Source organism: Microcella pacifica, from assembly GCF_009371975.2.
GTDB lineage: Bacteria > Actinomycetota > Actinomycetes > Actinomycetales > Microbacteriaceae > Microcella > Microcella pacifica.
Map to the genome: position 1 here is coordinate 20,382 of NZ_VIKT02000020.1, position 24,225 is coordinate 44,606.

17 protein-coding genes are annotated in these 24,225 nt (G+C 71.0%); 10 read left to right on the plus strand and 7 right to left on the minus strand.

Going from position 1 to position 24,225, the window contains the following annotated elements; all coding sequences use genetic code 11:
• Positions 1-2 precede the first annotated feature (2 nt).
• Together proC and FK219_RS11030 are read left to right on the plus strand one after the other, a co-directional pair.
• The gene (proC, locus tag FK219_RS11025; RefSeq protein ID WP_152583978.1) at positions 3-830 is read left to right on the plus strand and encodes a pyrroline-5-carboxylate reductase; all 828 of its coding nucleotides are present in this window, start codon (positions 3-5) and stop codon (positions 828-830) included.
• Between the two features lie 142 nt (positions 831-972).
• Positions 973-1,335 carry a hypothetical protein gene (locus FK219_RS11030; protein ID WP_152583979.1) on the plus strand — a complete coding sequence of 121 codons (363 nt, stop codon included), beginning with the start codon at positions 973-975 and terminating at the stop codon, positions 1,333-1,335.
• 24 nt (positions 1,336-1,359) lie between these two features.
• Here FK219_RS11030 and FK219_RS11035 read toward each other — a convergent pair whose 3' ends face one another.
• Positions 1,360-2,031 (minus strand): potassium channel family protein, encoded by a 672-nt coding sequence (locus tag FK219_RS11035; RefSeq protein ID WP_152583980.1) that lies wholly within the window; start codon positions 2,029-2,031, stop codon positions 1,360-1,362.
• Complete coding sequence (locus FK219_RS11040; RefSeq protein WP_235923923.1) at positions 2,024-3,472, minus strand: TrkH family potassium uptake protein; 1,449 nt, start codon at positions 3,470-3,472, stop codon at positions 2,024-2,026. Before FK219_RS11040 ends, FK219_RS11035 begins: the two co-directional genes overlap by 8 nt.
• A 68-nt stretch (positions 3,473-3,540) precedes the next feature.
• Here FK219_RS11040 and FK219_RS11045 point away from each other — a divergent pair, with 68 nt between their 5' ends.
• The 3 genes from FK219_RS11045 (at position 3,541) to FK219_RS11055 (ending at position 4,532) form a co-directional block, all read left to right on the plus strand.
• Positions 3,541-4,050, plus strand: a complete 510-nt coding sequence (locus FK219_RS11045; RefSeq protein ID WP_152583981.1) for an ArsR/SmtB family transcription factor — start codon at positions 3,541-3,543, stop codon at positions 4,048-4,050.
• A gap of 117 nt (positions 4,051-4,167) precedes the next feature.
• Positions 4,168-4,362, plus strand: a complete 195-nt coding sequence (locus tag FK219_RS11050; RefSeq protein WP_152583982.1) for a helix-turn-helix domain-containing protein — start codon at positions 4,168-4,170, stop codon at positions 4,360-4,362.
• 71 nt (positions 4,363-4,433) lie between these two features.
• Positions 4,434-4,532 (plus strand): 30S ribosomal protein bS22, encoded by a 99-nt coding sequence (locus FK219_RS11055; RefSeq protein ID WP_003792170.1) that lies wholly within the window; start codon positions 4,434-4,436, stop codon positions 4,530-4,532.
• Positions 4,533-4,610: 78 nt separating this feature from the next.
• On the opposite strand, the gene FK219_RS11060 is transcribed toward FK219_RS11055, so the two are convergent.
• Positions 4,611-5,399 carry an HAD family hydrolase gene (locus tag FK219_RS11060; protein ID WP_152583983.1) on the minus strand — a complete coding sequence of 263 codons (789 nt, stop codon included), beginning with the start codon at positions 5,397-5,399 and terminating at the stop codon, positions 4,611-4,613.
• Positions 5,400-5,452: 53 nt separating this feature from the next.
• Between FK219_RS11060 and FK219_RS11065 the strand changes: the two genes are divergently transcribed.
• Positions 5,453-5,707 (plus strand): glutaredoxin family protein, encoded by a 255-nt coding sequence (locus FK219_RS11065; RefSeq protein WP_152583984.1) that lies wholly within the window; start codon positions 5,453-5,455, stop codon positions 5,705-5,707.
• Positions 5,707-6,429, plus strand: coding sequence for an SOS response-associated peptidase (locus tag FK219_RS11070; RefSeq protein WP_152583985.1), 723 nt, complete (start codon positions 5,707-5,709; stop codon positions 6,427-6,429). The genes FK219_RS11065 and FK219_RS11070 overlap by 1 nt, the downstream gene beginning before the upstream one ends.
• A 24-nt stretch (positions 6,430-6,453) precedes the next feature.
• Here FK219_RS11070 and FK219_RS11075 read toward each other — a convergent pair whose 3' ends face one another.
• Positions 6,454-6,957, minus strand: a complete 504-nt coding sequence (locus FK219_RS11075) for a thermonuclease family protein (RefSeq protein WP_152583986.1) — start codon at positions 6,955-6,957, stop codon at positions 6,454-6,456.
• An 87-nt stretch (positions 6,958-7,044) separates the two neighbouring features.
• On the opposite strand from FK219_RS11075, the gene FK219_RS11080 reads away from it, so the two are divergent.
• A complete protein-coding gene (locus FK219_RS11080; protein WP_152583987.1) occupies positions 7,045-7,530 on the plus strand; it encodes a hypothetical protein in 486 nt (161 codons plus the stop codon).
• A gap of 22 nt (positions 7,531-7,552) precedes the next feature.
• Here the strand turns inward: FK219_RS11080 and FK219_RS11085 are convergent, their stop codons facing one another.
• From FK219_RS11085 to FK219_RS11095, 3 genes are read right to left on the minus strand one after another with little or no spacing between them, the layout of a single operon-like run.
• Entirely contained in the window at positions 7,553-8,350 is a 798-nt protein-coding gene (locus FK219_RS11085; protein WP_152583988.1) for a DNA-formamidopyrimidine glycosylase family protein, read from the minus strand.
• 10 nt (positions 8,351-8,360) lie between these two features.
• Complete coding sequence (locus tag FK219_RS11090) at positions 8,361-12,986, minus strand: ATP-dependent helicase (protein ID WP_152583989.1); 4,626 nt, start codon at positions 12,984-12,986, stop codon at positions 8,361-8,363.
• A gap of 58 nt (positions 12,987-13,044) precedes the next feature.
• On the minus strand, positions 13,045-13,680 hold the full coding sequence (locus FK219_RS11095; RefSeq protein ID WP_152583990.1) for an alpha/beta hydrolase: 636 nt from the start codon (positions 13,678-13,680) through the stop codon (positions 13,045-13,047).
• Between the two features lie 66 nt (positions 13,681-13,746).
• Here FK219_RS11095 and FK219_RS11100 point away from each other — a divergent pair, with 66 nt between their 5' ends.
• Together FK219_RS11100 and FK219_RS11105 are read left to right on the plus strand one after the other, a co-directional pair.
• The gene (locus FK219_RS11100) at positions 13,747-14,289 is read left to right on the plus strand and encodes an NUDIX hydrolase family protein (protein ID WP_152583991.1); all 543 of its coding nucleotides are present in this window, start codon (positions 13,747-13,749) and stop codon (positions 14,287-14,289) included.
• Between the two features lie 143 nt (positions 14,290-14,432).
• Positions 14,433-24,158: a DUF5979 domain-containing protein gene (locus FK219_RS11105; RefSeq protein ID WP_152583992.1), complete on the plus strand. Its 9,726-nt coding sequence runs from the start codon at positions 14,433-14,435 to the stop codon at positions 24,156-24,158.
• Positions 24,159-24,225 lie beyond the last annotated feature (67 nt).

Sequence of the window (24,225 nt, forward strand, 5' to 3'; positions counted from 1 at the left end):
GCATGACTGAGCAGCTGCCCTCCCTCGCGATTCTCGGCACCGGCTCGATGGGCGGTGCGATTCTGCACGGCCTGCGCCAGCCGGGAGTGAGCGTGCCGTCGCTGCGCGCCACGACCCGCACGGACGCCTCGGCGGCCGCTCTGCGCGAGCGCGGCATCGAGGCCCGGGCCACGGAGCACGAGCACGACGCGAACCGGTGGGCGGTCGAGGATGCTCGGCTCGTGCTCCTCGGCGTCAAGCCGGCGCAGATCCTGCCGCTCCTCGATGAGCTCGCTCCCCACCTGCACCCCGAGGCTCTCATCGTGAGCGTCGCCGCGGGCGTGACAACCGAGGCGATGGAGGCGCGGGTCGCGCAGGCTGTGGTGCGGGCAATGCCCAACACTCCCGCCCTCGTGGGCCGGGGTGTGACGGGGGTGAGCGGAGGGTCGCGCGCCTCGGCGGCAGACCTCGCGCTCGCCGCGACGCTGTTCCGCACCGTGGGCACGGTCATCGAGTTGCCGGAGGCGCAGATCGACGCCCTCTCGACGGTCTCCGGCTCGGGCCCCGCCTACGTCTTCCTGCTCATCGAGGAGTTCACGAGGGCGGCCGAGGAGCTCGGCTTCGAGGAGGAGGTGGCCGCGCTCATGGTGCAGCAGACCTTCCTCGGCGCGAGCCTGCTGCTCGAGGGGGGCGAGGAGGACCCGGCGGAGCTGCGTCGTCGCGTCACGAGCCCGAAGGGCACGACCGAGCGAGCCGTCGCCGTGCTGCAGGAGGCGGAGCTGGCCGAGGTCTTCGGCCGGGCGACCCGTGCCGCGCTCGCGCGGGCGAAGGAGCTCGCCGCTGGCGGGTAGGCGATCGGCGGTGCGCTGTGCCAGCGCTGGGCGAGCCTCGACCTCCCTCTTGCGCTGCGCATAGGCGGCGCAAAGGCAGGGCGGCGACCGTGCTCGAGTGGCTCGCGGATCACGCGGGCCGATCGACACGAAGGAGGCCGTCATGACGACGGAGAGCAACGATCGTCCAGACCAGCAAGGCGCGTCGGAGCCCGCACCGGCGACCGCGGCGTCGCCGTCCGCCCCCGTGGCGACGAGTCGCGGGGGCACGCGCACGGTGCTCGCAGCGACGGGCATCGCCGTCGGCTCGGTGCTGCTGCTGGGGCTCACGTTCGGCGGGGGCGTGCTGCTCGGCACGCACCTGCCCGACCGCGGGCCCGGCGGCCCGGTGATGGCGAGTGAGGCCGTGGAGAGGCTGCAGGAGCGCTTCGACGAGCGCCGCGACGAGCGGGACGAGCGTCGCGACCGCATCCGCGAGCACCGCGAGCTGCACGAGTCGCCGAGCGACCAGTCTCCCGACCAGTAGGGCGGCCGCGTGTCTCGCTCGGCTCTAGTGGTCGAGCGAGGCGAAGCGGTCGATGTCGCTCTCGGTGCCCGAGACGATGATGAGGTCGTGGTTCGACACGACCGTCTGCTCGGTCGCGTAGGTGAACGGCTTGCCGGGGCTCTTCACGCCGACGACGGTGATCTTGTACTTGGTGCGCACCTGCGAGTCGGTGAGCGAGAGCCCGCGGATCGGCTTGGGCGGGTACATCTTGACGAGCACGAAGTCGTCGTCGAACTCGATGAAGTCGATCATGCGGCCCGAGACGAGGTGGGCGACGCGCTCGCCGGCCTCCGCCTCGGGGTAGATGACGTGGTTGGCGCCGATCCGGGCGAGGATCTTGCCGTGGGACTGGCTGATCGCCTTCGCCCAGATCTGCGGCACTTTGAGGTCGACGAGGTTCGCCGTGATGAGCACGCTCGACTCGATCGACGAGCCCGTGGCGACGACGGCGATGGAGAACTCTTCCGCGCCGATCTGGCGCAGAGCATCCAGTGAGCGGGCGTCGGCCTGCACCGTGTGGGTGACGCGCTCCGACCACTTCTGCACGAGGTTCGCGTCCTCGTCCACCGCGAGCACCTCACGACCGAGTCGCTGCAGCTGGCCGGCCGTGGCCGCCCCGAAGCGGCCGAGCCCGATCACGAGGACGGGGGCGTCGTGCCGGATTCTCTCAACCAACGATCGGCCTCTCTTCTGCTCGCCGGAACAGCTGCCGGCGCTGCGCCGCCGCGAGCGACGCGGCGAGGGTCACTGTACCAACGCGCCCCGCCCACATGGTGGCAGCGAGGATGTACTTCGCCGAGTCCGGCAGGTCGTTCGTCGTCAGCCCCGCCGAGAGTCCGCCCGTCGCGAAGGCCGAGATGACGTCGAACAGCACGAGGTCTAGCGGCGCCTTCGTGATGTGCAGGATGGCGATCGAGGAGGCCGAGACGATCGTCGCCCCCCACAGCACGATGCTGACCGCGAGGCGCAGCACGTCGGTCGGGATGCGCCGCTCGAACACCTCGATGTCGCGGTCGCCGCGCGCCTCCGCGAACGCGGCGAGGAAGAGCACCGCGAGCGTCGTCACCTTGATGCCCCCGGCCGTGGATGCACTGCCACCGCCCACGAACATGAGCATGTCGAGCGCGAGCAGGGTCGAGCCGTTCATCGCGCCGATGTCGATGGGGCTGAAGCCGCCGGAGCGCGTCATGACCGAGATGAAGAACGCGGTGAGGGGCCGGTTCGCGTAGTCCTGGTCGCCGAGCGTCATGGCGTTGTTCCACTCGAGCAGCAGGATGACGATCATGCCCACGAGGATGAGCAGGAGGGTCGTGACGATCGTGAGCTTCGCGTGCACGGTCAGGCGCGCGCGGAACCGCGCGAAGCGCGTGAGCGCGAAGATGACGGGGAAGCCCAGTGAGCCGAGGAACACTCCCACGGCGATCGTGATGAGCATCCACGGGTCGGCCGAGAACTGCTCCATGCCGTCCACGAGCGGCACGAAGCCCGTGTTGGTGAACGCCGAGGCAGCGAGGTAGAAGCCCTGCCAGATCGACGTCCACACGTCGAAGCCGGCGAGCAGCAGTCTCGGCAGGATAATCGCGAAGAGCACGAGCTCGATGAGGAGCGCGCTCACCGCGACCGTGACGAGAAGGTTGCCGATCTCGCCGAGGCGCACGGCCTGCGACTCCGAGACCGGCCCGCCGCGCGTGCGGGCGGCGTTCGTGTCGCTCGCGGCGAGAAGCTTGGCACGCAGGCCGAGGCGCCGCGAGACGACCAGACCGAGGATGCTGGCGAGCGTGAGCACGCCGATTCCCCCGATCTGCAGGGCGAGGACGATCACGACGTTGCCGAACACCGACCAGTGCGTGGCCATGTCGACGGTCACGAGCCCCGTCACGCAGATGGCAGAGACGGCGGTGAAGAGTGCGTCCGAGAACGGAGTCGGGTCGCCACTCGCACTCGCGATGGGCAGCATGAGCAGCGTCGTCACGAGGCCGATGAGCACCGTGAAGACGATGATCGCGAACCGGGCCGGCGAGGAGGCGAGAACGTCGTTGGTCGCGTCGCGCAGTCGCTGGAGAGGCGTGCGCTCGACTCGCGGCGCGTTGCCGCGCATGCGCGCCCTGCTGGCCATGGATGCTCCCCTCGGCCCGCGGGCCGCCTGTCATGATACTCCGGGGCAAGCCTGAGTAGATTGGTCACATGGCCGATATCTTCGACGTGATCGCGGACGCCACGCGGCGCGAACTCCTGCAGCACCTGCTCGACGCGGCGCTCGCCGCCGACGCCTCCTCGGGAGAGTTGAGCGTGGGGGAGCTCGTCGAGCGCATGGATGCGACCCAGCCGACCGTCTCCAAGCACCTCAAGGTGCTGCGCGAGCACGGTCTCGTGACGGTTCGCGAGGAGGGGCAGCACCGCTACTACCGGGTCGACGCGAGTCCGCTCGAGGAGGTCGAGGACTACCTCGTGCCGTTCCTGAGCGCCGGCGCCGACGGCCTCGAGCCCGTCACGAGCCCCGTCTTCACCGCGTGGGCCGGGGCGGATGTCGAGCGTGCCGGCAGCACGGTCGGCCGGGTCGCCGCGGGGGCCTCGCACCAGGCGCGCACGGTCGTGCACGAGGCGCAGGAGCGCTTGCACGGCGTGCAGGAGCGGCTGCACGAGGTTCAGGAGTCGGTCACGCAGAAGCTGCCGTGGAAGCGCGGCGAGAGCTGAGCATCCCCCTCGAACGCCCCCGATCGGGTCTCTTTACTTCAGTCACACGTGCCCCTACTCTGAACTTCGGACACATTCGTCACTCCACGAGTGTGCGCACGACCCGAGGATGACGACATGGACCGCGACCTGAGCGACGTGCGCTTCCTGACGGTGGCCGAAGTCGCCGACATGATGCGCGTCTCCTCGATGACCGTGTACCGCATGGTGCACGCGGGCGACCTGCCGGCGATCCGCTTCGGACGCTCGTTCCGCATCCCCGAGTCGGCCGTCGCATCGGCCATCGACACGCCCATCAGCGACGTCGGCTAGACTCCTGCGGTACATGACACGGTCCTGAACGGGCCGTTGCTCCCGTTCAGTCGACGATCAGAGGATTTTCTATGGGTTCCGTCATCAAGAAGCGCCGCAAGCGCATGGCCAAGAAGAAGCACCGCAAGCTGCTGCGCAAGACGCGTCACCAGCGTCGCAACAAGAAGTAGAGGCCACCGAGCCTCAGTCAGGCGTCCGGCCCCCAGGGTCGGGCGCCTTTCGCGTTGCCGGGCCTGATGGCGTCGGGCCTAGCGCTGGCGGCGCGCCGATCGCGCGACGGCCCGGGCCTCGCGACGCACGCGTCGGCGAGCGGCGCGGATGCTCGCCGCACCCGCCGTGAGGATCGACCACGAGCGGGCCTTCGCGTAGCGCGCGAGAGCCGCGTCGGGGTTCACGACCACGCGGTTGCCGACGAGCTCGAGCAGCGGGATGTCGTTGCGCGAGTCGGAGTACGCCCAGCAGTCGGCGAGCTCGGCACCGCGCTCGGCCGCGAGCTGGGCCGCCGCCGTCGCCTTGTGCGGCCCGTGCATGACGTGGCCGAGCAGCTCGCCCGTGAAGACGCCGTCGACGCTCACGATGCGCGAGCCGATCGCGCCGGTGAGCCCGAGCCGCTCGGCGATGACCCGCGCGCACACCTCCGGGGTCGCGGTGATGAGCCACACCTCGTGGCCCTTGTCGCGGTGATCCTGGGCGAGCCCCACGGTCTCGGGCAGCAGCAGCCGCTCGATGCGCTTCTCATAGGTCTCGATCGCGAGCTCTTCGAGCTCGGCCTCGGTGTGCCCCGCGATGAGCTCGAGCGCACGGTCGCGCACGGCGACCTGGTGCCGGTGGTTCTCGCCGACCGCGATGAAGCGCATCTGCTTCCAGCCGAAGCGCACGATGTCGCCGAAGGTCACGTAGCCGCGTTTCCAGGCGGCGCGCCCCAGGTGGTAGACGCTCGCACCCCGCATGAGCGTGTTGTCGACGTCGAAGAACGCCACGATCGGGGTCGGGCTCGGGGCGGCGGCAGGCCCGGCGTCGGCGGCGGTGTCAGACATCGTGACCAGCATAGGCACGGCGCTCGCTCCAGGCGCGCGCGTACACTGAGCGCGTGCCCGCGACGACCGTCACCCTGCTCGCCAAACCCGGCTGTCACCTGTGCGATGTGGCACGCGACATCATCGAGGATGCCCTGCTCGAGTTTCCTCAGATCGAGCTCGTCGAACACTCGATCCTCGACGATCCCGAACTCTTCGAGCGGCACCGCAACGACATTCCCGTGGTGCTCGTCGACGACGTCGTCCACACCATCCACCGCGTCGACTCGACCCGGTTGCGCGCGGCGCTCGCCGCGGAGGCGCCCTGATGTGCGGCCGCTACGCGAACACGAAGAGCGGTGAGGAGCTCGGCGCCTACTTCGAGGCCGACGAGGTCGACGCGGTGGCGATGCCGCCGAGCTGGAACATCGCGCCCACGCAGCAGGTGCCCATCGTCGTCGACCGGGTGCCGAAGGACGACCCGGACGGGATGCCCTCGCGCCTCGTCACGGCAGCGCGCTGGTCGCTCGTGCCGCGGTGGGCGACCGAGCTCGCCTCGAAGTATCCGACGTTCAACGCGCGCAGCGAGACCGTCACCGAGAAGGCCACCTTCAAGAACGCCGTCGTGCGCTCGCGCGCGATCCTGCCCGCCGACGGCTACTACGAGTGGCACACGGTCGACGGCCCGAGCGGCAAGCCCGTCAAGACCCCGCACTGGATCACCGATCCCGTGGAGGGCGAGCTCGCCTTCGCCGGGCTGTACTCCTGGTGGCGGCCGCCTGTCGCCGAGGGTGCCGAGCCTGAGCCGTGGGTGCTGACCGCGACGATGCTCACGCGCGCAGCCCACGGGCCCGCGGCGAGCATCCACGATCGTGCGCCCGTCATGCTGCTGCGCGAGGCGTGGGACACCTGGATCGACCCGACCGTCGAGGGCGATGCCGCCCTCGTCGACATGGTCGTCGCCGAGAGCGAGACGGTACTCGAGAGGCTCGAGCTGCACGCCGTCGCACCGTTGCGCGGCGACGGGCCCCACCTCATCGAACCCGTCTAGCGCTGCCCGCTCATCGGCGCCGGCTCAGCACTGCGCCCAGAGCCCGCGCCGGGCATCCTGCGCCGCTCGCTCTGCCGCGCGCAGCTCGTCCCAGTAGCGATCGTTGGGCTCGAAGAGCACCGCCTCGGCTGCGCCGCGTGCGACGAGCTCGAGGTTCACGAACGTGCCGTCCGCCGTATAGAGGTACAGCAGCTCGCGGTCGTAGGGGTCGCGCGGGTCGAGGTCGTACTCGACGCGCAGTAGGGTGCCGACGGGCGCGAGGTCGGCGAGGAGCGCCTCCGCCTCCGGCCCGAAGCACTCGACCTCGGGGTACACCTCGGGGGTGTCGATGCCGATGAGGCGCACGGCGAGCTCCTCGCCGTCGAGATCGAGGCGCAGCGTGTCGCCGTCCGTGATCGAGAGGACGGTGCCGGTCGAGGTCGCGGGAGCGTCCTCCCCGATCGGCGGAGCCGCGCCGCCGCACGAGGAGAGCCCCAGCAGAAGCCCGGCAACCGTCAGCGCCGCGCTGAGGGAGGCGGGCGAGAGCATGCTGTGAGGCTACCGGGCACCCTCCGGCACCCGTCGTGCCGCGGGTTAGGCTGACCGCACTGCACGCACCGAAGGAGGTGGGTCGACGTGAGCCCTCGCGAGACAGACCTGGACCCGCGCTACCCGACCGCGTTTCAGCGCGGCGGTGCCGAGGAGGCTCCGCCACCGCCCTCGACGTCCGAGCCCCGTGCCGCTCGGCCGAACACTCCGAGTGGCCCGGTTCTCGATGATGGCGTCGCCGTGCCGACGGCGACGCAGCGGCACCGCACGACGGTGCGCGCGTTCGACGACCACGCGCACTTCGAGATCGTCGTCGCCGGCAACCCCTGGCTGCGCGCCCTGTGGGCGGTGGGCGCACTCGCGCTCGCTCTCGCGATAGCCCTCACGGTGTACAGCGAATTCGCCTTCAGCGTCGCTCCGGGTATCTACGACCCGAGCACCTTCGTGGTGCCGCGCGTCGTGCAGATGCTCGCGCTGCCGCTCAGCATCGCTGGCGTCGTCGCCCTCACGGCCGCGGCGAGCCTGCGCATCGTCGCCTGGCGGCCCAGCGGGGCGCGCGCGGCCGAGGAGTAGGGCCAGGAGATCCGTCGCGCTCTCAGCTCTGGCACCGCGGGCAGAACCACGTGATGCGCTCGGTCAGGGCGTCCTCGCCGAGGGTTCCCCGCTGCACGGGGGTTCCACACCGACGGCAGGGTTCCCGGTCGCGGTGCGCGACCCAGAGGCGACGCCCTCGACGCGTGTCGCCCGTCGTCGTGCGCTCACCCCGGTCGCGGTTGGCGCGGATGAGGCGCACCGCCAGATCGAGCGCGGCAGCAGCATCCACCTCGCCCACGGCGCGCTCGGGAAGGATGCCGCGCAGGAAGAGCGTCTCGTTGCGGTAGTCGTTGCCGAGGCCGGCGACGACGCGCTGGTCGAGCAGGGCGAGACCGAGGGGCCGAGTCGGGTCGGCCGTGAGGCGACGCAGCGCCTCCTCCCGGTTCCAGTCGTCGCCGAGCGGGTCGGGCCCGAGGTGCCCGACGAGTTCCTCTTCGCGGTCGCGCGGCACGATGTCGAGCTCGCCGAGCGCGAAGCCCACGGCCTGCCAGCCGTGAGCATCCCCACCGCCGGGAGCGACGTCGAGCACCATGCGCGCCTCGAAGGCGGGGCGGCGCCATCGCGTGCCCGGGCGGTAGACGTGCCACGAGCCCTCCATCTTGAGGTGCGAGTGCACGACGCTCGGCCCGATGCGCATGAGCAGGTGCTTGCCCCGCGCGACGACCGAGTCGACGACCTCGCCGCTCAGATCGACGGTCGCATGCTGGGGCACCCGCACATCGCTGCGGAGCACCGCACGACCCTCGAGCGCCTCGGCCAGTCGCCGCGCTGCGCGATGGACGGTGTCTCCCTCCGGCATGCTCGCCGCCTCAGACCCTGAGCCTCAGGCCCTGCGGCGTGGCGACGAATCCGGCGGCGACCAGGGCATCGGCGAGCGGTGTGCCGAACACGCTCTGCGAGTTGACCCGCTCCACCCGCACGCTGCGCAGTCGGGCACGCACGACGGCGGCGAGCTCAGCGGCGGCGGCCTCGAGCACGGCGGCGTCGTGCGTGAATGTCAGGGCGCTCTTGCCGCCGCGCTCCAGGTAGACGGCGAGGTGCCCGTCCACGAGCACGACGATCGCCCCCGCCTTGCGACCCGCGCGGTGACCCGGCGAGGCTCCCCGTGCGGTGTCGGCCGGGTCGGTCTGGGCGGCCGGCCAGGGCAGTGCCGCGCCGTAGGGGTTGGCAGGGTCGCTCGCGGCCAGCACGATCGCGCGCAGCGCGGGTGCGGCATCCGGGTCGCGAGAGTGCGCGCGCACCCGGTCCACGGTCGCGGGGGTCGCGAACTGCGCGGCCCCGAGGTGCTCGACGAAGTACCCGCGCCGCACCCGGCCGGCCTCCTCCATGCGGCTCAGCACGCGATAGAGCAGTGCGAAGCCTCCCACGACCTCCTCCGCCTGAGCCGCGCCGCGCGTGATGACGCCGTGCCGCTCCAGGAGGGTGTCGGCGAGGTGCGCGGCCCGCCGGGTCGCGTCCCCATCGCGATCGGGGAGGAGCGACCAGCGCCCCGCCGCGATGGGTGGTCCGGTGCGGGAGACCGAGGCGGGGCGCGCGTAGCCGCGATAGCTGCGCGAGCGCGGGGCGCGCCGGGGCGCGCTCGCCCGCTGGCGCGTCGCACCGAGCATCGCCCGCACGGGCGCGAGCGTGTCGTTCGTCAGCAGGCCGGCCCACACGAGCTGCCAGAGGTCGTCGGCCAAGGCGGTATCGTCGACGCGGTCGAGGCTGTCCTGGCTGTTCACGACATCCGAGAGCTGGCGAAAGAAGTAGGCGCCGCCTCCCGAGAGCGCGGTGAGGATCGCCTGCTGCGAGGGCGTCGGCTCGCTCGGAGCGGGGTCGCGCAGGCTCAGCGGCGCCGTCTCGGGCAGGTGCAGGCTCAGCCACCCGTCGTTGCCGGCGAGGGAGCCCTCTCCAGCCCACACGAGCTCGCCCGCCGCGGTGAGCTCATCGAGCCAGGCGGGCGAGTAGTCGCGCACGCGGCTCGGCAGCACGAGGGTCTCCCACGCACTCGCCGGCAGGGCAGCGCCCTGCAGCTGCTCGACAGCCTGCAGCACGCCGTCGAGCCCGCGCAGGGTGCCGCCCACGTTCTGCCAGGAGGGGAGGAAGCGCCCCAGTGTGCCCGCACTCACGGGCTCGATTTCCGAGCGCAGGGCCGCGAGGCTCCTCGTGCGCAGGCGGCGCAGCACCTCGACGTCGACCCACTCGGTGCCGCTCGCCCCCGGGCGGAACTCGCCCTCGAGCACACGCCGCTCGCCGCCGAGCCGGCGCAGGGCATCCGTCACGACCGCGATGCCGAGCCCGAAGCGGTGCGCGACGTCCTGCGCGACGAAGGGGCCGTGCGTGCGGGCGTGGCGGGCGACGAGGTCGCCGATCGGGTCGGGCACGCTCTCGAGGAACGCCGTGGGCACCCCGATCGGCACGGGAGTGCCGAGGGCGTCGCGCAGGCGTGCCGCGTCCTCGACGACCGCGTGGCGTGGCACCCCCGCGATCGACACGGCGAGCACGCGATTCGCGCGGCCCAGCTCGGTCAGCCAGCCCGAGACGACCGCCGCGCGGTCGTCGGGCAGGGCCGCGCCCTCGACGCTCGTGCGCTCGACGAGCTCGTCGAGCGACAGCGGCCCGAGGAGGCGGAGCAGGTCGACCACGCCCTCCGCGTCGCGAGCCCGGCGATCGGGGGCGAGGCGCTGCAGCTCGGCCTCGGTCCGCTCGAGCACGGTGGGGTCGAGCACCTCCCGCAGCTCCGCACGACCGAGCAGCTCGGCGAGAAGGGTCGAGTCGATGCTGAGCGCGGCGGCGCGACGCTCGGCGAGCGGGCTGTCGCCCTCGTAGAGGAACGCGGCGACGTAGCCGAAGAGGAGGGAGCGCGCGAAGGGGGAGGGGGTCGGCGTCTCTACCTCGACGAGGCGCACCGAACGCTGGCGGATGCGATCGGTGAGCTCCGTGAGGCTCGGCAGGTCGTAGACGTCGCCGAGCACCTCTCGCACGGTCTCGAGAATGATCGGGAAGGCGGGAAATTCGCGGGCGACCTCGAGCAGCTGGCTCGCCCGTTGCCGCTGCTGCCAGAGCGGGCTGCGCTGGCTCGGGTTGCGGCGCGGCAGCAGCAGGGCCCGCGCGGCGCACTCGCGGAACCGGCTCGCGAACATCGCCGAGCCCCCCACCTCGACCGTCACGAGCTCGTCGAGCTCGTCCTTCTCGAACAGGAAGAGCTCGGCGCCCGGCGGCTCGCTCTCCGTGTCGGGCAGCCGCACGACGATGCCATCGTCGGCGGCGATCGCGGCGCCGTCAAAGCCGTGGCGTTCGCGAATGCGCGCTGACACCGCGAGGGCCCAGGGAGCGTGCACCGCGAGCCCGTACGGCGAGTGCAGTACGAGCCGCCAATCGCCGAGCTCATCGCGAAACCGCTCGACGACGAGAGTCTCATCGGTCGGCAGGTGACCGGTGGAGGCGGCTTGCTCGGCGAGCAGAGCATCCAGATTGAGGATGGCGCGGTCGTCGAGCCCCGCAGCCACGAGACGCTCTCGGCGCCCCTGCGCGGTCACGGCGCCGAGCTCGCGCGTCGCCGCGCCGAGCGCGCGACCGAGCTCAGCGGGGCGCCCCAGCCCGTCGCCGCGCCAGAACGGCACCTTGCCGGGCTGCCCGAACGCGGGCGTGACGACAACGCGGTCGTGGGTGATCTCGTCGATGCGCCAGCTCGTCGCCCCGAGCGAGATGACGTCGCCGACCCGCGACTCGTAGACCATCTCCTCGTCGAGCTCGCCCACGCGGCGCCCGGCACCCTCGCCGGGCAGGAAGACCCCGTAGAGGCCGCGGTCGGGAATGGTGCCGCCGCTCGTGACGGCGAGGCGCTGGGCACCGGGTCGACCGCTGAGCTCGCCGCGCACGCGATCCCACACGATGCGCGGCCGCAGCTCGGCGAAGCGGTCGCTCGGGTAGCGGCCGCTCAGCAGATCGAGCACGGCGTCGAAGGCCGAGCGCGGCAGGCCCGCGAACGGCGCGCTGCGCCGCACGGTGTCGAACCACTCCTCCACGTCGCACGGCTCGAGCGCCACGTGAGCGACCGTCTGCTGCGCGAGCACGTCGAGCGGGTTCTGCGGAATGCGCAGCTCTTCGATGAGGCCGCTCACCATGCGCTCGCTCGTGACGGTCGCGTGCAGCACGTCGAGCCGATGTTTGGGCATGAGCACGCCCGTCGAGACCTCGCCGACCTGGTGGCCCGCGCGGCCGATGCGCTGCAGCCCGCTCGCGACGCTCGGTGGCGCCTCCACCTGGATCACGAGGTCGACCGCGCCCATGTCGATGCCGAGCTCGAGGCTGCTCGTCGCGACGACGCAGCGCAGGCGGCCCGACTTCAGGTCGTCCTCGATGTCGGCCCGCTGGTCCTTGCTCACCGAGCCGTGGTGGGCGCGGGCGAGGAGGGGCTCGGCGCCCCCGGTCGCGCCGGCCTGCGCCATGATCGCCGCTGGTGGCGCGGTCGGGGGCGACGGTTCACCCGCGAGTTTCTCTGCGTAGATCTCATTGAGCCGGGCCGTCAGCCGCTCGGCGAGGCGCCGAGAGTTCACGAACACGATTGTCGAGCGCCGCGCGAGCACGCGCTCGACGATGTCCTCCTCCACGTGCGGCCAGATCGACGGCGGCGGCGCGACGCCCGAGGTCGACCCCTCATCCTCGACGGGCTCGAGCGAGCCGGGAGCCGTCATGTCGTCGACGGGCACCGAGATCGTCAGATCGAAGGTCTTGGCGGCCGGCGGCTTCACGATCGTGACGGGGGCGGCGCCGCCGAGGAACCGCGCGACCTCCTCGACCGGCCGCACGGTCGCCGAGAGCCCGATGCGCTGCGCGGGGCGCGCCAGCCGCGCGTCGAGCCGCTCGAGGCTCAGCGCGAGGTGCGCGCCGCGCTTCGTGCCCGCGACCGCGTGCACCTCGTCGACGATGACCGTCGTGACCCCGTCGAGCGTCTCGCGGGCGCTCGAGGTGAGCATCAGGTACAGGCTCTCCGGAGTCGTGATGAGGATGTCGGGCGGGTTCTTCTGCAGCGCTCGGCGCTCCTGCGTGGGGGTGTCGCCCGAGCGCACACCGACGGTGATCGGCGGAACGTCGACTCCGAGCCGTGCCGCCGTGCGCTCGACCCCGATGAGGGGGGCACGCAGGTTGCGCTCGACGTCGACGCCGAGCGCCTTGAGGGGGCTCACGTACAGCACGGTCGTGCGAGAGCCGCCCTCGGTCGCCGTCGCCGAGCGCTGCGTCGGGCTCGCGACGAGGCGGTCGATCGACGAGAGGAAGGCCGCGAGGGTCTTGCCCGAGCCGGTCGGCGCGACGACGAGCGCGTGGCGGCCGGTGCCGATCGCCTCCCACGCGCCCAGTTGCGCCGGGGTCGCTGCGGGAAACGCCCCCGCGAACCACTCCCGCGTGGCCGGCGCGAAGCGACCGAGCACGTCGTCGGGCGCGAGGTCGGTCATCCCGCCATTCTGCCCCGCGGCACCGACCGTGAGCCTGACAGGATTCGCCGGGGCCCGGTCAGGCGTAGCGGGCGCGCAGGAAGGCGAGCACGTCGGCGAGCTCGGGCTCGCTCACGCTGTGGCCGAGCCCCTCGTAGATGCGGGTCGTGAGGGTCGAGTGATGCGGCAGCCACCGCTGCGTGGCCTCGACGAACGACGACGGGATCACCTCGTCGTGCGTGCCGCGCCCCCAGAACACCGGGGGAGCGAGCTGCGCGAGCCGGTCGTCGGCGGGGGCATCCCCCGGCACGACGAAACCGGCGAGCGAGACCGCGAACGCGAAGCGCTCCGGTGCGTGACGCAGCAGCTGGATGCTCATCGCCCCGCCCTGGCTGAAACCGAGCAGGCCGACCGAGGTCGCCGAGATTCCGTCGAGCCACTCCAGCAGGCCCCGGGCGGCAGCGTCGGCCCCCGCGGCACGCTCCTCGTGCGAGACGTTCTCGAGCGGGTACCAGGAGTAGCCCGGGCCGGCACGCAGGGGTGCGCGCACGGCGGCGATGACCGGGTCGAGGGGAAGGTGGGGAGCGAGGCCGAACAGGTCTCCCTCGTGCGAGCCGTAGCCGTGCAGCAGCACGAGCAGGGGTCGGTCGGCGCGCTCGCTCTGCGGCGCCGACCACAGCACGGCGCCCTCATCGATCAGTTGCACGGCGCTCATGGCTCCATGGTGTCAGGTGCACCGTGTCCGATGTGCGCGCGACCGCTGCGGGGGAGACAATGGAGCATGGCTACCGTGCGCACCCCTGACCCCAACCCGGGCTGGCTCTCGGATGAGGAGCTCGAGCAGATCAGGAAGCGGCTGCCGCTCGTCTACATCGAGGCGGTGCCGGTGCGTGTGGACGGCATGGGGACGGTCACCGAGGTGGGGGTGCTGCTGCGCGCGACCGATTCGGGCAGCATCACGCGCACGCTCGTGAGTGGTCGCGTGCTGTACGGCGAAACGCTGCGCGATGCCCTCTTCCGCCACCTCGAGAAGGACCTCGGGCCGATGGCCTTCCCCCAGCTTCCCGCGTCGCCCGTGCCGTTCTCCGTTGCCGAGTACTTTCCCTTCCCGAGCCCGACACGGTTCTCCGACGATCGGCAGCACGCCGTCTCGCTCGCCTACGTCGTCCCGGTCACGGGAACATGCGACCCTCGGCAGGATGCGCTCGAGCTGACCTGGCTGAGCCCGGCCGAGGCGGCGAGCGATCGGGTCTCCGACGAGATGGAGGGCGGGCGCGGTGCCCTCTTGCGCTCGGCTCTGGCCTCGGTGGGCGTGCTGCCGTAGCGACGCCAGCACCGCACCGTGCCCCGGACTGGGGCCAGGAACACCCCCGTTCTAGGGACATGAATCGGGTTCAGCGACCTCTAGGGTGAAATGCGGGGGCGGCGTCCGATCGTCGCGCTGGCAGGTCAACCCGGGGGCAGCACATGTTTCGACGATTCTCCACTCGCGTACTTGCGGCGATCGCAGCTGCGGGTCTCCTCGCACTTCTCGCGCCGTTCGTGACGATGCCCTCGGCGGTCGCCGCCGAGGGCGACCCCGACGAGCCCGTTCTCATCCAGTTCGAGAAGGAAGCGATTCCTGCCGCGCCCACCTCCGTCGGCCCGGGCCAGACGGTGACCTACCTGTTCAGCATCAACTGCTCCTCCCTCGAGACCGACTGCCTCGACCTCACGCTCGCCGACTCCGTGCCGGCGCCGCTCGAGCTGCAGTCGGTCACCATGGCGACGCAGGTGCCGCCCATCGACGTGCAGATCTCGGGCAACGACTTCACGGTCGAGGTCATCGACGATCTGGGCGGCGACTTCACGGGCATGCAGGCCGGCACCGGCGTGCAGATCAGCGCGACCGCGACCGTCCCCTCCGACTTGTCCGCCGACTTCGACGGAACCCTGCTGCCCAACACGGCGACCGTGACGGTCAGCAACCGGGAGGACCTCGCGCTCGACCCTCCGCGCCCGAGCCTCGTCGAGTCGAGCGCCGAGGTGCTGCTCGCGGTGCCGCGCGTGCTCGGCTCCGACACGACCAAGTCCGTGACCCCCGCCACCACCCCGGCCGTGCTCGGCCGCACCGTCGCCTTCGACCTGGGGGCGACCAACACGAGCAACGGCTCGGTGGACGAGCTCGTCATCCAGGAGCCTGCTGACACCTCCGCGACGATCCTCGACTACGTCGAGATCACGGGCCTGAGCGGGCTCGATCTCCCCGCGGGTGCCGATCGTGTGCGCGTGGACTGGTTCGACGGCGCCGACTGGACGACCGGCACTCCGGCGGCTACCGCCGCTCTCCCCGCGGGCGTCGACACGGCTGACATCCGCGGGCTGCGCATCGTCTTCTCGTCGAGCACCGGGCGCGTCGACCGGGGCGCGACGGGTGGCATCACGATCGACGGAGAGCTCACGGCGACCGCGGCCGCTGTCGCCTCGACCCTCACGCTCACGAACACGGCGAGCTCGTGGGTGCGCTTCGACGCGACGACGACGAGCCCCGAGCCGGCCGCCGACACGATCCGCCTCGACCCCTCGAGCATCGCCCCTCTCGCGACGAAGCAGTTCGAGAACGCCTACGTGATCGGCGGTGCGCTCGAGCGCGTGACGATCGGGGGCCAGAACGGGGGAGACTTCGCGCTCAAGGAGCTCACGCTCACCGAGCCCGCGCCCGGCTCGACCTCGCTCGCCGATCAGGGCCTGAGCTTCGACAGCTGGGTCGACGCCGATATCGAGTGGCCCGTGAGCGCTACGAGCGCCGAGGTGAGCTACTGGTACGAGGGCGATGCCGACTTCAGTACGCCCGTCACGACGACCACGGTCGACACGCTCCCGGCCCCCGTGGATGCTGCGCTCGTGCAGAGCGTGCGGGTCCGGTTCCTCAGCACGCAGCCGGGAGGCATGACGCCCGGCCAGTACGCCTCGCTGCCGTTCCGCGTGATCACGGATGCCGTGGTGAGCGACGCGACGACGACCAACCAGGTGCGTGTCGATGTCGTCGCCCTCGACGACCAGTCGGCCTCCGCTCTGGCCTCGGACGACCTCACTCGTCGCACCTCCCGCGTGAACACCGAGGTCGAGAAGATCATCAGCCCCGACGAGCTCTACAGCCTCGAGGGCGCGACGACGCTCATCTCCCTGCCCGGTCGCATCACGCCGCTGCCGGCGACCGCGGTCGACCCGTCGTCGTCGACGGTCGGGTCGGTCTCGCTCGTCATCACCGACCCGCTCGAGTCGGGCGCCGACGAGTTCTACAACTACTTCACCCTCACCGACATCGTGGCGACTGCCGTTCCCGCCAACACCACCCTCACGGTGGAGTACTTCGACGGGTCGACGTGGAGCGTGCTGCCCGGCGCCGACGGGCTGCTCGGCCCGTCCTTCCTCACGACGAGCATCGACGCCGGAGTGCGCGAGGTGCTCCAGGGCATCCGCTTCAGCTACCAGCACGTCAACTACGACACGTCCGGCACGCTGCTCAACCCCGGCTTCAGCGCGCAGCCCAACCTCCGTTTCGCCTTGCGCGGCGAGCTGCGCGACGGCACGGGTGAGGCCGCGTCGGCCACGCGCACCGAGTCGATCAGCGTCGACAACACCGTGCAGGCCCGGGTCTCGAACCCGGTGGCAACGCCTTCCGAGGCTACGGATGACGCCGTGGCGCCCCTCGTGCTGCTGCCGACCGCCGACGGCGGGGGCGGCTCGGGCGGCATCGCGGCCATCGCGAAGGAGTGGCAGCCTGTGGCCAGCACGGGCTTCGAGGCCGTGAACGCCCGCAGTGCCGATCAGGCGACGGCGCGCATCTCGTGGGGCACAGCTGGCACCTTCTTCGACTCGGTCGTGCTCTCCGACACGGCCACCGACCCCGCGACGACGCCCGTCGCCGACACCGTGTTCGAGGCCTTCGACCTCGTGCGCATCCCGGCGATCTCGAGCGGCATGGACCCCCTGCTGACCTTCGACCGCGTCGCCGCGGTCGAGCTCTTCGTGCCCGGATCGGGCTGGGTCGGGGCGACGGGCGACCCGTGCCCCGCGAGCTGCGACGGAACGTTCCCCGGGTACACGCTCACCGACGCCGAGAGCGCGGCGGCGACCGGGGTGCGCCTCATCGTCGAGGAGAGCCCCTCGCGCGGCTCGCGCATCGGCACCAACCCCGCGGCGCCGCCCGTCGGCACCGGCGTCGCTCCCTCGATGGACCTCGAGCGCCGCGTCGACCTCGTCTTCGAGGTGCGCGACGTGCGCCGCTCCGACTCCGATGTCGCCGTGCTCGGCGCCACTCGCGAGGCCCTGTACAACACCGCGGACTTCGGTGTCGTCGACAACACGGCGCGCTTCGAGGGGCGCGACGAGGCCGAGAGCGTGCTGCTGTCGCTCACGGATGGCGACACGATCCTCATCTTCGATCAGCCGCTCACCGTCGAGATCACGAAGAGCTGGGTCGACGGCCCGCTCGGCACTCCTCCCGACGGCACCCCCCAGGCGCTCTACCCGCGCGCCCGCATGACGATCGACGCTCAGAACACGTCCGTGTCGAAGGTCGACGAGCTCTCCATCCTCGACCCCGTCGCGGGTACCACTCCCTTCGAGTCGGTCAACCTGTACGACATCGTCTCGCTCAGCGTGCCTGCGGGCGCGACGTCGACGGAGGTCATCCTCGAGCGGGAGGGTGAGGTCGTCGAGTCGTACACCCGCTCGGCCGCCCTCGCGCTCAGCGCGGCCCAGCTGGCCGACGTCGTGGGCATCGAGGTCGTGCACACGGGGCGCATCGATGTCGAAGCCTCGACCCGTCTCGTCGTCGATACCCAGCTGCGGCAGGATCTCCGCAGCACCCCCGGCACGCGAGTCGACAGCACGACGAGCGCGACCGTGGAGAACACCGCCCAGGCTACGATCACCGACCCGGGCGGCCTCACCGACCCTGCCGAGGGAGAGACCGACAACGTCCTCACCGCGCAGGCGAGCGCGCAGGTCACGGTCGAGGACCTCTCCTACGCGGTCACGGCGACCAAGGGTATTCAGGCCGACACGACGGCCACCGCGAGCGTGCCGGCGACGCAGTTCGAGGGCAACTCGCGCACCGCGACGGTGACGCTGACCGGTCAACCCTCGGGCAACGTGCGCTCGACCGACATGGTCATCGAAGACCTGACTCCGTCGTTCTGGAACGCCTACAACTTCAGCGGCTTCTCCTCGCACTCGTTCGCGGCGCCACTCAATCGGGTGAAGGTCGACGTCCTCGTCGGCGTCGACTACGTCGTCGATGGCTCCGGTGGCATCACGGCCGAGTGCAGCGGATCCGCCGTGCTCGACGCCTGCTGGGTCGAGGGGTCGTTCGGCTCGACGCTCGAGCTGCCGTCGCTGCCGTCCGGCGCGGTGACCGCCGACATCCGCGGAATCCGTCTGCACTACACGCGCGCCGACGGCGCGGCGTGGGAGCGCCCGTACAACCCGCTGCAGACCGTGCGCTTCACGGCAACGCGGCGTGACCTCCTGGTCGCCCCCAGCACCGAGCCGGTGCCGTCGACCCTCTACATCTACTCAGAGCCTGCTCCGGGGGAGACCGAGGTCGGCGTCTTCACGAACGACGTCGAGGTGACCTCGTGGGCCGACAACGGCGCGGATGCTCCGCTCTGGCAGGCGACCGATGACGACACCCGGCAGATCCTGTTCCAGCACCGCCCGGCCGAGGTTCGCGTCATCAAGACGCCCTTCGGCCCGCTCACCCTGGGCGCTCCGATCCCCTACGAGATCACGGTGCGCAACCTCGGCACGGGCCAGGACAAAGACCTCGCCGAGCTGCAGATCGTCGACCTCATCCCGGTCGACGGCACCGGGCCGATGCTCGAGCTCGGCATCGACCCCGAGACGGGCACGCCGTACGAGCCCGAAGACCTCATCGAGCTCTCCGTCGTCAACGCGTCCAGTCAAACCGTGACAGCGCCGTCGTTCACCGCCGACCTCGGGGCCAGCGCATCCGGTGGACAGCCGCTCACGATCACGCCCGACCCGGCGTTCATCCTCGAGAAGGGCTGGACCCTCACCATCTCGGCGCCGCTGCTCTTCCGCCAGTTCCTGCAGGCGGGCTCCGAGACGTCGGACTTCGTCGTCAACAGCGCGATCGTCACGAGCGACCAGGAGTTCGATCGCTGCGAGTACTCCACGAACGGCATTCTCGAGCCCGACCCGCAGCTCGAGGTGTCGAGCTGCACGGCCACGACCAAGGTCTGGGCGCTGCCGAGCGCGCCCATGAACATCGTCAAGGGCGTCAAGGGCGTGGGCGCGGGGCCCCTCGACATCAACGGCGACCCCGTCGTCGACCCGGTCACGAGTGAGCCCTACGACGACCTGGGCGTCATCCGCACGGTCAACAACGGCGTCGACTGCAGTGCTCCCACTCTTGCCGTGGACGGCGAGGACTACTACCGCTACCCCTGCGTGCCCATCACGCGCCCCGGCGGCACGGAGGAGTGGGTCGGCAACTTCTTCAACGCGGGCAACGTGCGCGTCTTCGAGGTCGTCGCGATCGACGTGCTCCCGCGGGAGGACGACCGCGGCGTCATCATCAACGACAGCCGCAACTCGCGGTGGACGCCGACGCTCACGGAGCGACCGCGACTCGTCGGCTGGCCCGATGAGGCCCTCACGGTCTACTACACCGACCGCCTGGACCTCGCGACGCCGGCGTGCAACGGCGCCGACATCCAGCGCGAGCTCGGCATGTCGCCCAGCTCGACCCCGCCCATGGTCGAGCAGTACTGGCCGTGCATCGATAGCCCGAGCACGGGAGGCATCCCCGACCGCGACGACCCGGTCGACGGCTGGCAGGTCATGCCGGCGGTGCCCGAGGCGGCGCTGCTTGAGAGCGTCATCGCTCTCAAGTTCGTCGTCGACCTGACCGTCGGTGTGGATGAGGCGGACCAGGGCCTCCTGCCGGGCGAGGACATCTCCGTCGTGTACCGGTCCGAGACCGCGCGCGAGCCGGTGCTGCGCGAGACAGATGCCAATCTCGCCCGCGACTCCATCGCCTACAACTCGATCGCCGGTGCGGCTCGCGGCCGCGACGGCGACAACGACCTCCCGTACCGCTTCGTGACCGAGCCGCGCAAGGTCGGCATCGCCCTCGCGACGGGCGCTCTCGACCTCGCGAAGATCGTCGAGGGCGAGGGCGCCTCGTTCGGCCCCGCCTCGGTGCCGATCGATGTCGCGTGCACGGTCGACGGCGAGCCCATCTCACTGCTCGACAGTGCCGGTGACGACCGCTCGCCCTTCACGATCACGAGCAACGCGGCGGCCGAGCGCATCCTCGGCATCCCGCTGTATGCCGAGTGCGGCATCAGCGAGGCGGGCACGACGGGTGCCACCTCGATCACGACGCTGCCGTCGACGGTCACCGTGCGGGCGCTCGACTACAGCCCCTCGACCGTCTTCAACCCGCGCCCCGCCTTCGCCGAGCGGCCTGCGATCCAGCTGAGCGAGGTCACCAACACCTATGACCTCGCGGGCCTTACGATCGCCAAGTCGGTCGACATGGATGGAGCGGTCAACGCGGCCGGAGACCCGGTCATGCAGACCAGCTTCAGCTTCTCGATCGCGTGCACGTTCGACACCGGTTCGGGTGCGCAGCCCATCGCAGTTTCGCCCTCCACCTTCACGCTCAACGACGGTGGCTCCCGCAGCTACACGGGCCTGCCAGCCGGCGCGGTCTGCACGGTGAACGAGACCCAGTCGCGCGGTGCCACCGTCACGAAGGTCATCACCACCGGCGGAGCGGCCGCCGCGCCGACCTCCGGCACCTCGGCCGTCGTGACGCTGGCGCCCAACGACGGCGAAGGCGAGTCGACGAACGCGATCGCCTACACCAACAGCATCCCGGTGGGGTCGCTCACCGTGACCAAGGCGATCACGGGAGCCGGCGCGACCGATCCCTACGACTACGGTGACGGCACCTTCACGGTGCTCGTCAACTGCACGCGCACCGCGTCGACGATCGCGCCCGCCACGCAGCCGGCGGGGGCGAGCGCCACCGCGGTCTGGTACGGCACGCTCACCTTCAGCGCGTCGACTCAGCTGAGTCAGACCATCGACGACATTCCGGCAGGGTCGACGTGCTCTATCACCGAGCAGCAGAGCGCGGGCGCCACCCAGGTGACGAACCCGAGCAACGTGACGATTTCGGGCACCAGCACGGTGAGCCGCACGGTCACCAACCGCTACGACCTCGCCTCCCTCACCGTGGGCAAGACGGTCCTGACCGACGCGGTCGATGAGAACGACGACCCGGTGTACCCGGTCGACCCGTTCGCCTTCTCGGTCTCCTGCACCTTCCAGGGCGACCCGGTGCTCGCCGACGGCTTCGCCGCCACGCCCATGACGTTCGAGCTGCGGCACGACGAGACGCGCACCCTCACGGGACTTCCCGCGGGCGCCTCGTGCACCGTCACCGAGACCGAGGACCAGGAGGCCGACTCGACCTCGATCGCCCGCACGGTGGGAGCATCCTCGACTTCGATCGACGGCACGTCGACCACGATCGCCTCACTGGCCGCCAACGGCACGAGCCCGGTGACCCGCAACACGACGCAGTTCACCAACCGCTACGGCGTGACGAGCTTCACGATCGCCAAGGACGTCATCGGAGGGGGCGCCGGGCAGTTCGCCCCCGAGACCGTGACGGCGAACGTCGTCTGCACGACCCCGCTCGTCGGCGAGTCGTTCAACGGCGACGTCACGGTGCCCGCCGACGGCTTCGTCACGATCGAGAACCTCGCCGACGGCTCCACGTGCACGGTGTTCGAGCGCGACCCCCTCGCGACGGGCGCCGACGCGCACCGCATCGTCAATGACGAGGGAGAGGTCATCGACGGCACGGGCATCGTCGTGACGTCCGGCGCCCCCGCGTCCGTGACCCTCGAGAACTACTACCTGACCGGGTCGGTGGAGGTCTCCAAGACCGTGCTCGGGGCGGGAGCGGCATACGGTGATGGCCCCTTCGAGGTGACACTCGCGTGCGTGCGTGACGGCGTCGACGTGACCATCGCCGACGGAGCGACGCGCACTCTCGCCGCCGACGGCACCGTGAGCTACACACTCCTGCCGTCCGGCGCCGAGTGCACCCTCACCGAGAGCGACCCGGCCGGCGCGACCTCGAGTCGCATCCTCGATGCGGAGGGCGGTGAGCTGACCACCGATGTGACCATCGGCCACACGTTCACCGTCGTCGTCGACGACACGGAGCTCGTCGACGACCAGGTGCAGCCCGCCCTCGAGGTCGAGAATACGTTCGAGCTCGCGAGCCTCGCCGTCACCAAGACCGTGTCGAGCGATGCGGTCGACGACGCAGGAAGCGCCATCGGCTACGGCCCCTTCCCGGTCGCGGTCGAGTGCACCTTCGAGGACGACGCCGTCTACGGCACGGGCTACGACGCGGAGACCCCGATGCAGCGCACCCTCGCCGACGGCGAGACGTGGTCGCTCAGCGGCCTGCCCGACGGCGCCCGGTGCACGATCACCGAGACCGACACGATGGACGCGGCGCAGACGCGCGTCGTGACCGTCGTCGACGGGGGAGGCTCCTCGACGATCGTCGCCGATGCCGCCGTCGTCACCCTCGGCACGAGCACCACCGCAGAGATCGAGAACGACTACACGGTCGGCTCGATCGTGCTCGCCAAGTCGGTGGTCGGCGCGGGCGCCGACGACTGGGCGGATGCTCCCGTCGAGATCGACGTGACCTGCGAGCTCGACGACAGCACGGGCCTGCGCACCGTCTTCACCGACACGTTCACGTTCGCCCGCGGCGACGAGCCCGTGACCATCGAGAACCTTGCCACGGGTGCCGTGTGCACCGTGACGGAGACCGCCACAGGCGGAGCATCCTCCACGACCGTCACCATCGCGGGCGCCTCGATCGACGGCTCGATCGTCGACGGCGTCACCGCGGATGTGACGATCGGCGACGAGCCCCTCGATGTCACGGTGACCAACACCTTCGCCCTCGGCGAGGTCGCGGTCGAGAAGGAGCGCGTGGGCGATGGCGCCGCGACCTGGGGTGCCGGCCCGTTCGAGGTCGAGCTCACGTGCCTTCGCGACGTCAACGGGGTCGAGCAGCAGCTCGAGATCCCCGGCGGAGCGCTGCGCGAGCTCACCTCCGACGGCTTCTACCGAGCGACCTACGAGGGCCTTCCGCTCGACGCCGAATGCTCGCTCGTCGAGACCCGCACCGCGGGGGCGACGAGCACGAGCATCGATGTCGACGAGGTCACCGTCTCGGCCGAGCCCGTCGGCTTCACGGTGACGAACACCTTCGACGTCGGGGGCGTCGTCGTGGAGAAGACCTTCGCGGGAGACGGCACCGGCACGTTCGTGCGGGGATCCTTCGAGGCGAGCCTCGCCTGCACGCTGCCGATCGACGGTGTCGTCACCGCCCTCGAGATTCCGGGAGGTGCGGCGCGCGAGCTCACCGAGCTCAACGGCTACCGCAACAGTTGGGACCAGATCCCGGCCGGAGCCGACTGCACGGTGACGGAGACGCGCACGGGCGGCGCGACGCGCACCGACGCGACGGCGAGCGAGTTCGTCGTGGTCGCGGACGAGGATCACACGGTGGGCCTGGAGAACACCTTCCTGCTCGCGGCCTTCTCGGTCACGAAGGATGTCACGGGTCCCTTCGCGAGCGAGGCGACAGGCGCCACGTTCGTCATCGAGACCTCGTGCTTCTGGGATCGCGATGGCGAGCTGGTGCCCCTGCTGCCGGGTGACTGGATGGACGATCTCGGGCAGCCCGATGAGCTCGAGGGAGGCACGACCGACGAGGGCGGCGAGTCAGAGGAGAGCGAGCCGGAGGCTGAGCGACCCACGAGCATGGTGTCGCAGATCCGCGACGGCACGACCGTGATGTTCGAGAACCTCCCGGCCAACGCCGTCTGCTCGATCTCGGAGGTCGACAGCGGCGGAGCGACCGCGCAGGTCGTGTGGCTCGACGGTGCCATGCAGCTCGGTGATCTCACTCTCGCCGACGGACTCAACGACTCGACGCTCTCGAACGTCTTCCTGACGACGCTCGCCCTCACGGGGGTCGAGCTCGCCGCCTGGATCGCGCTCGTCATCGCGCTGCTGCTCGCGGGAGCGACCCTCGTCGTCATCAGCCGGCGTCGCGCGCACGCCTCCTAGCGGAACGGCGCCGCTCCCCGTGAGGGGGAGCGGCGCCGCCGTGGAGGAAGGTGCCGGATCGCGCGTG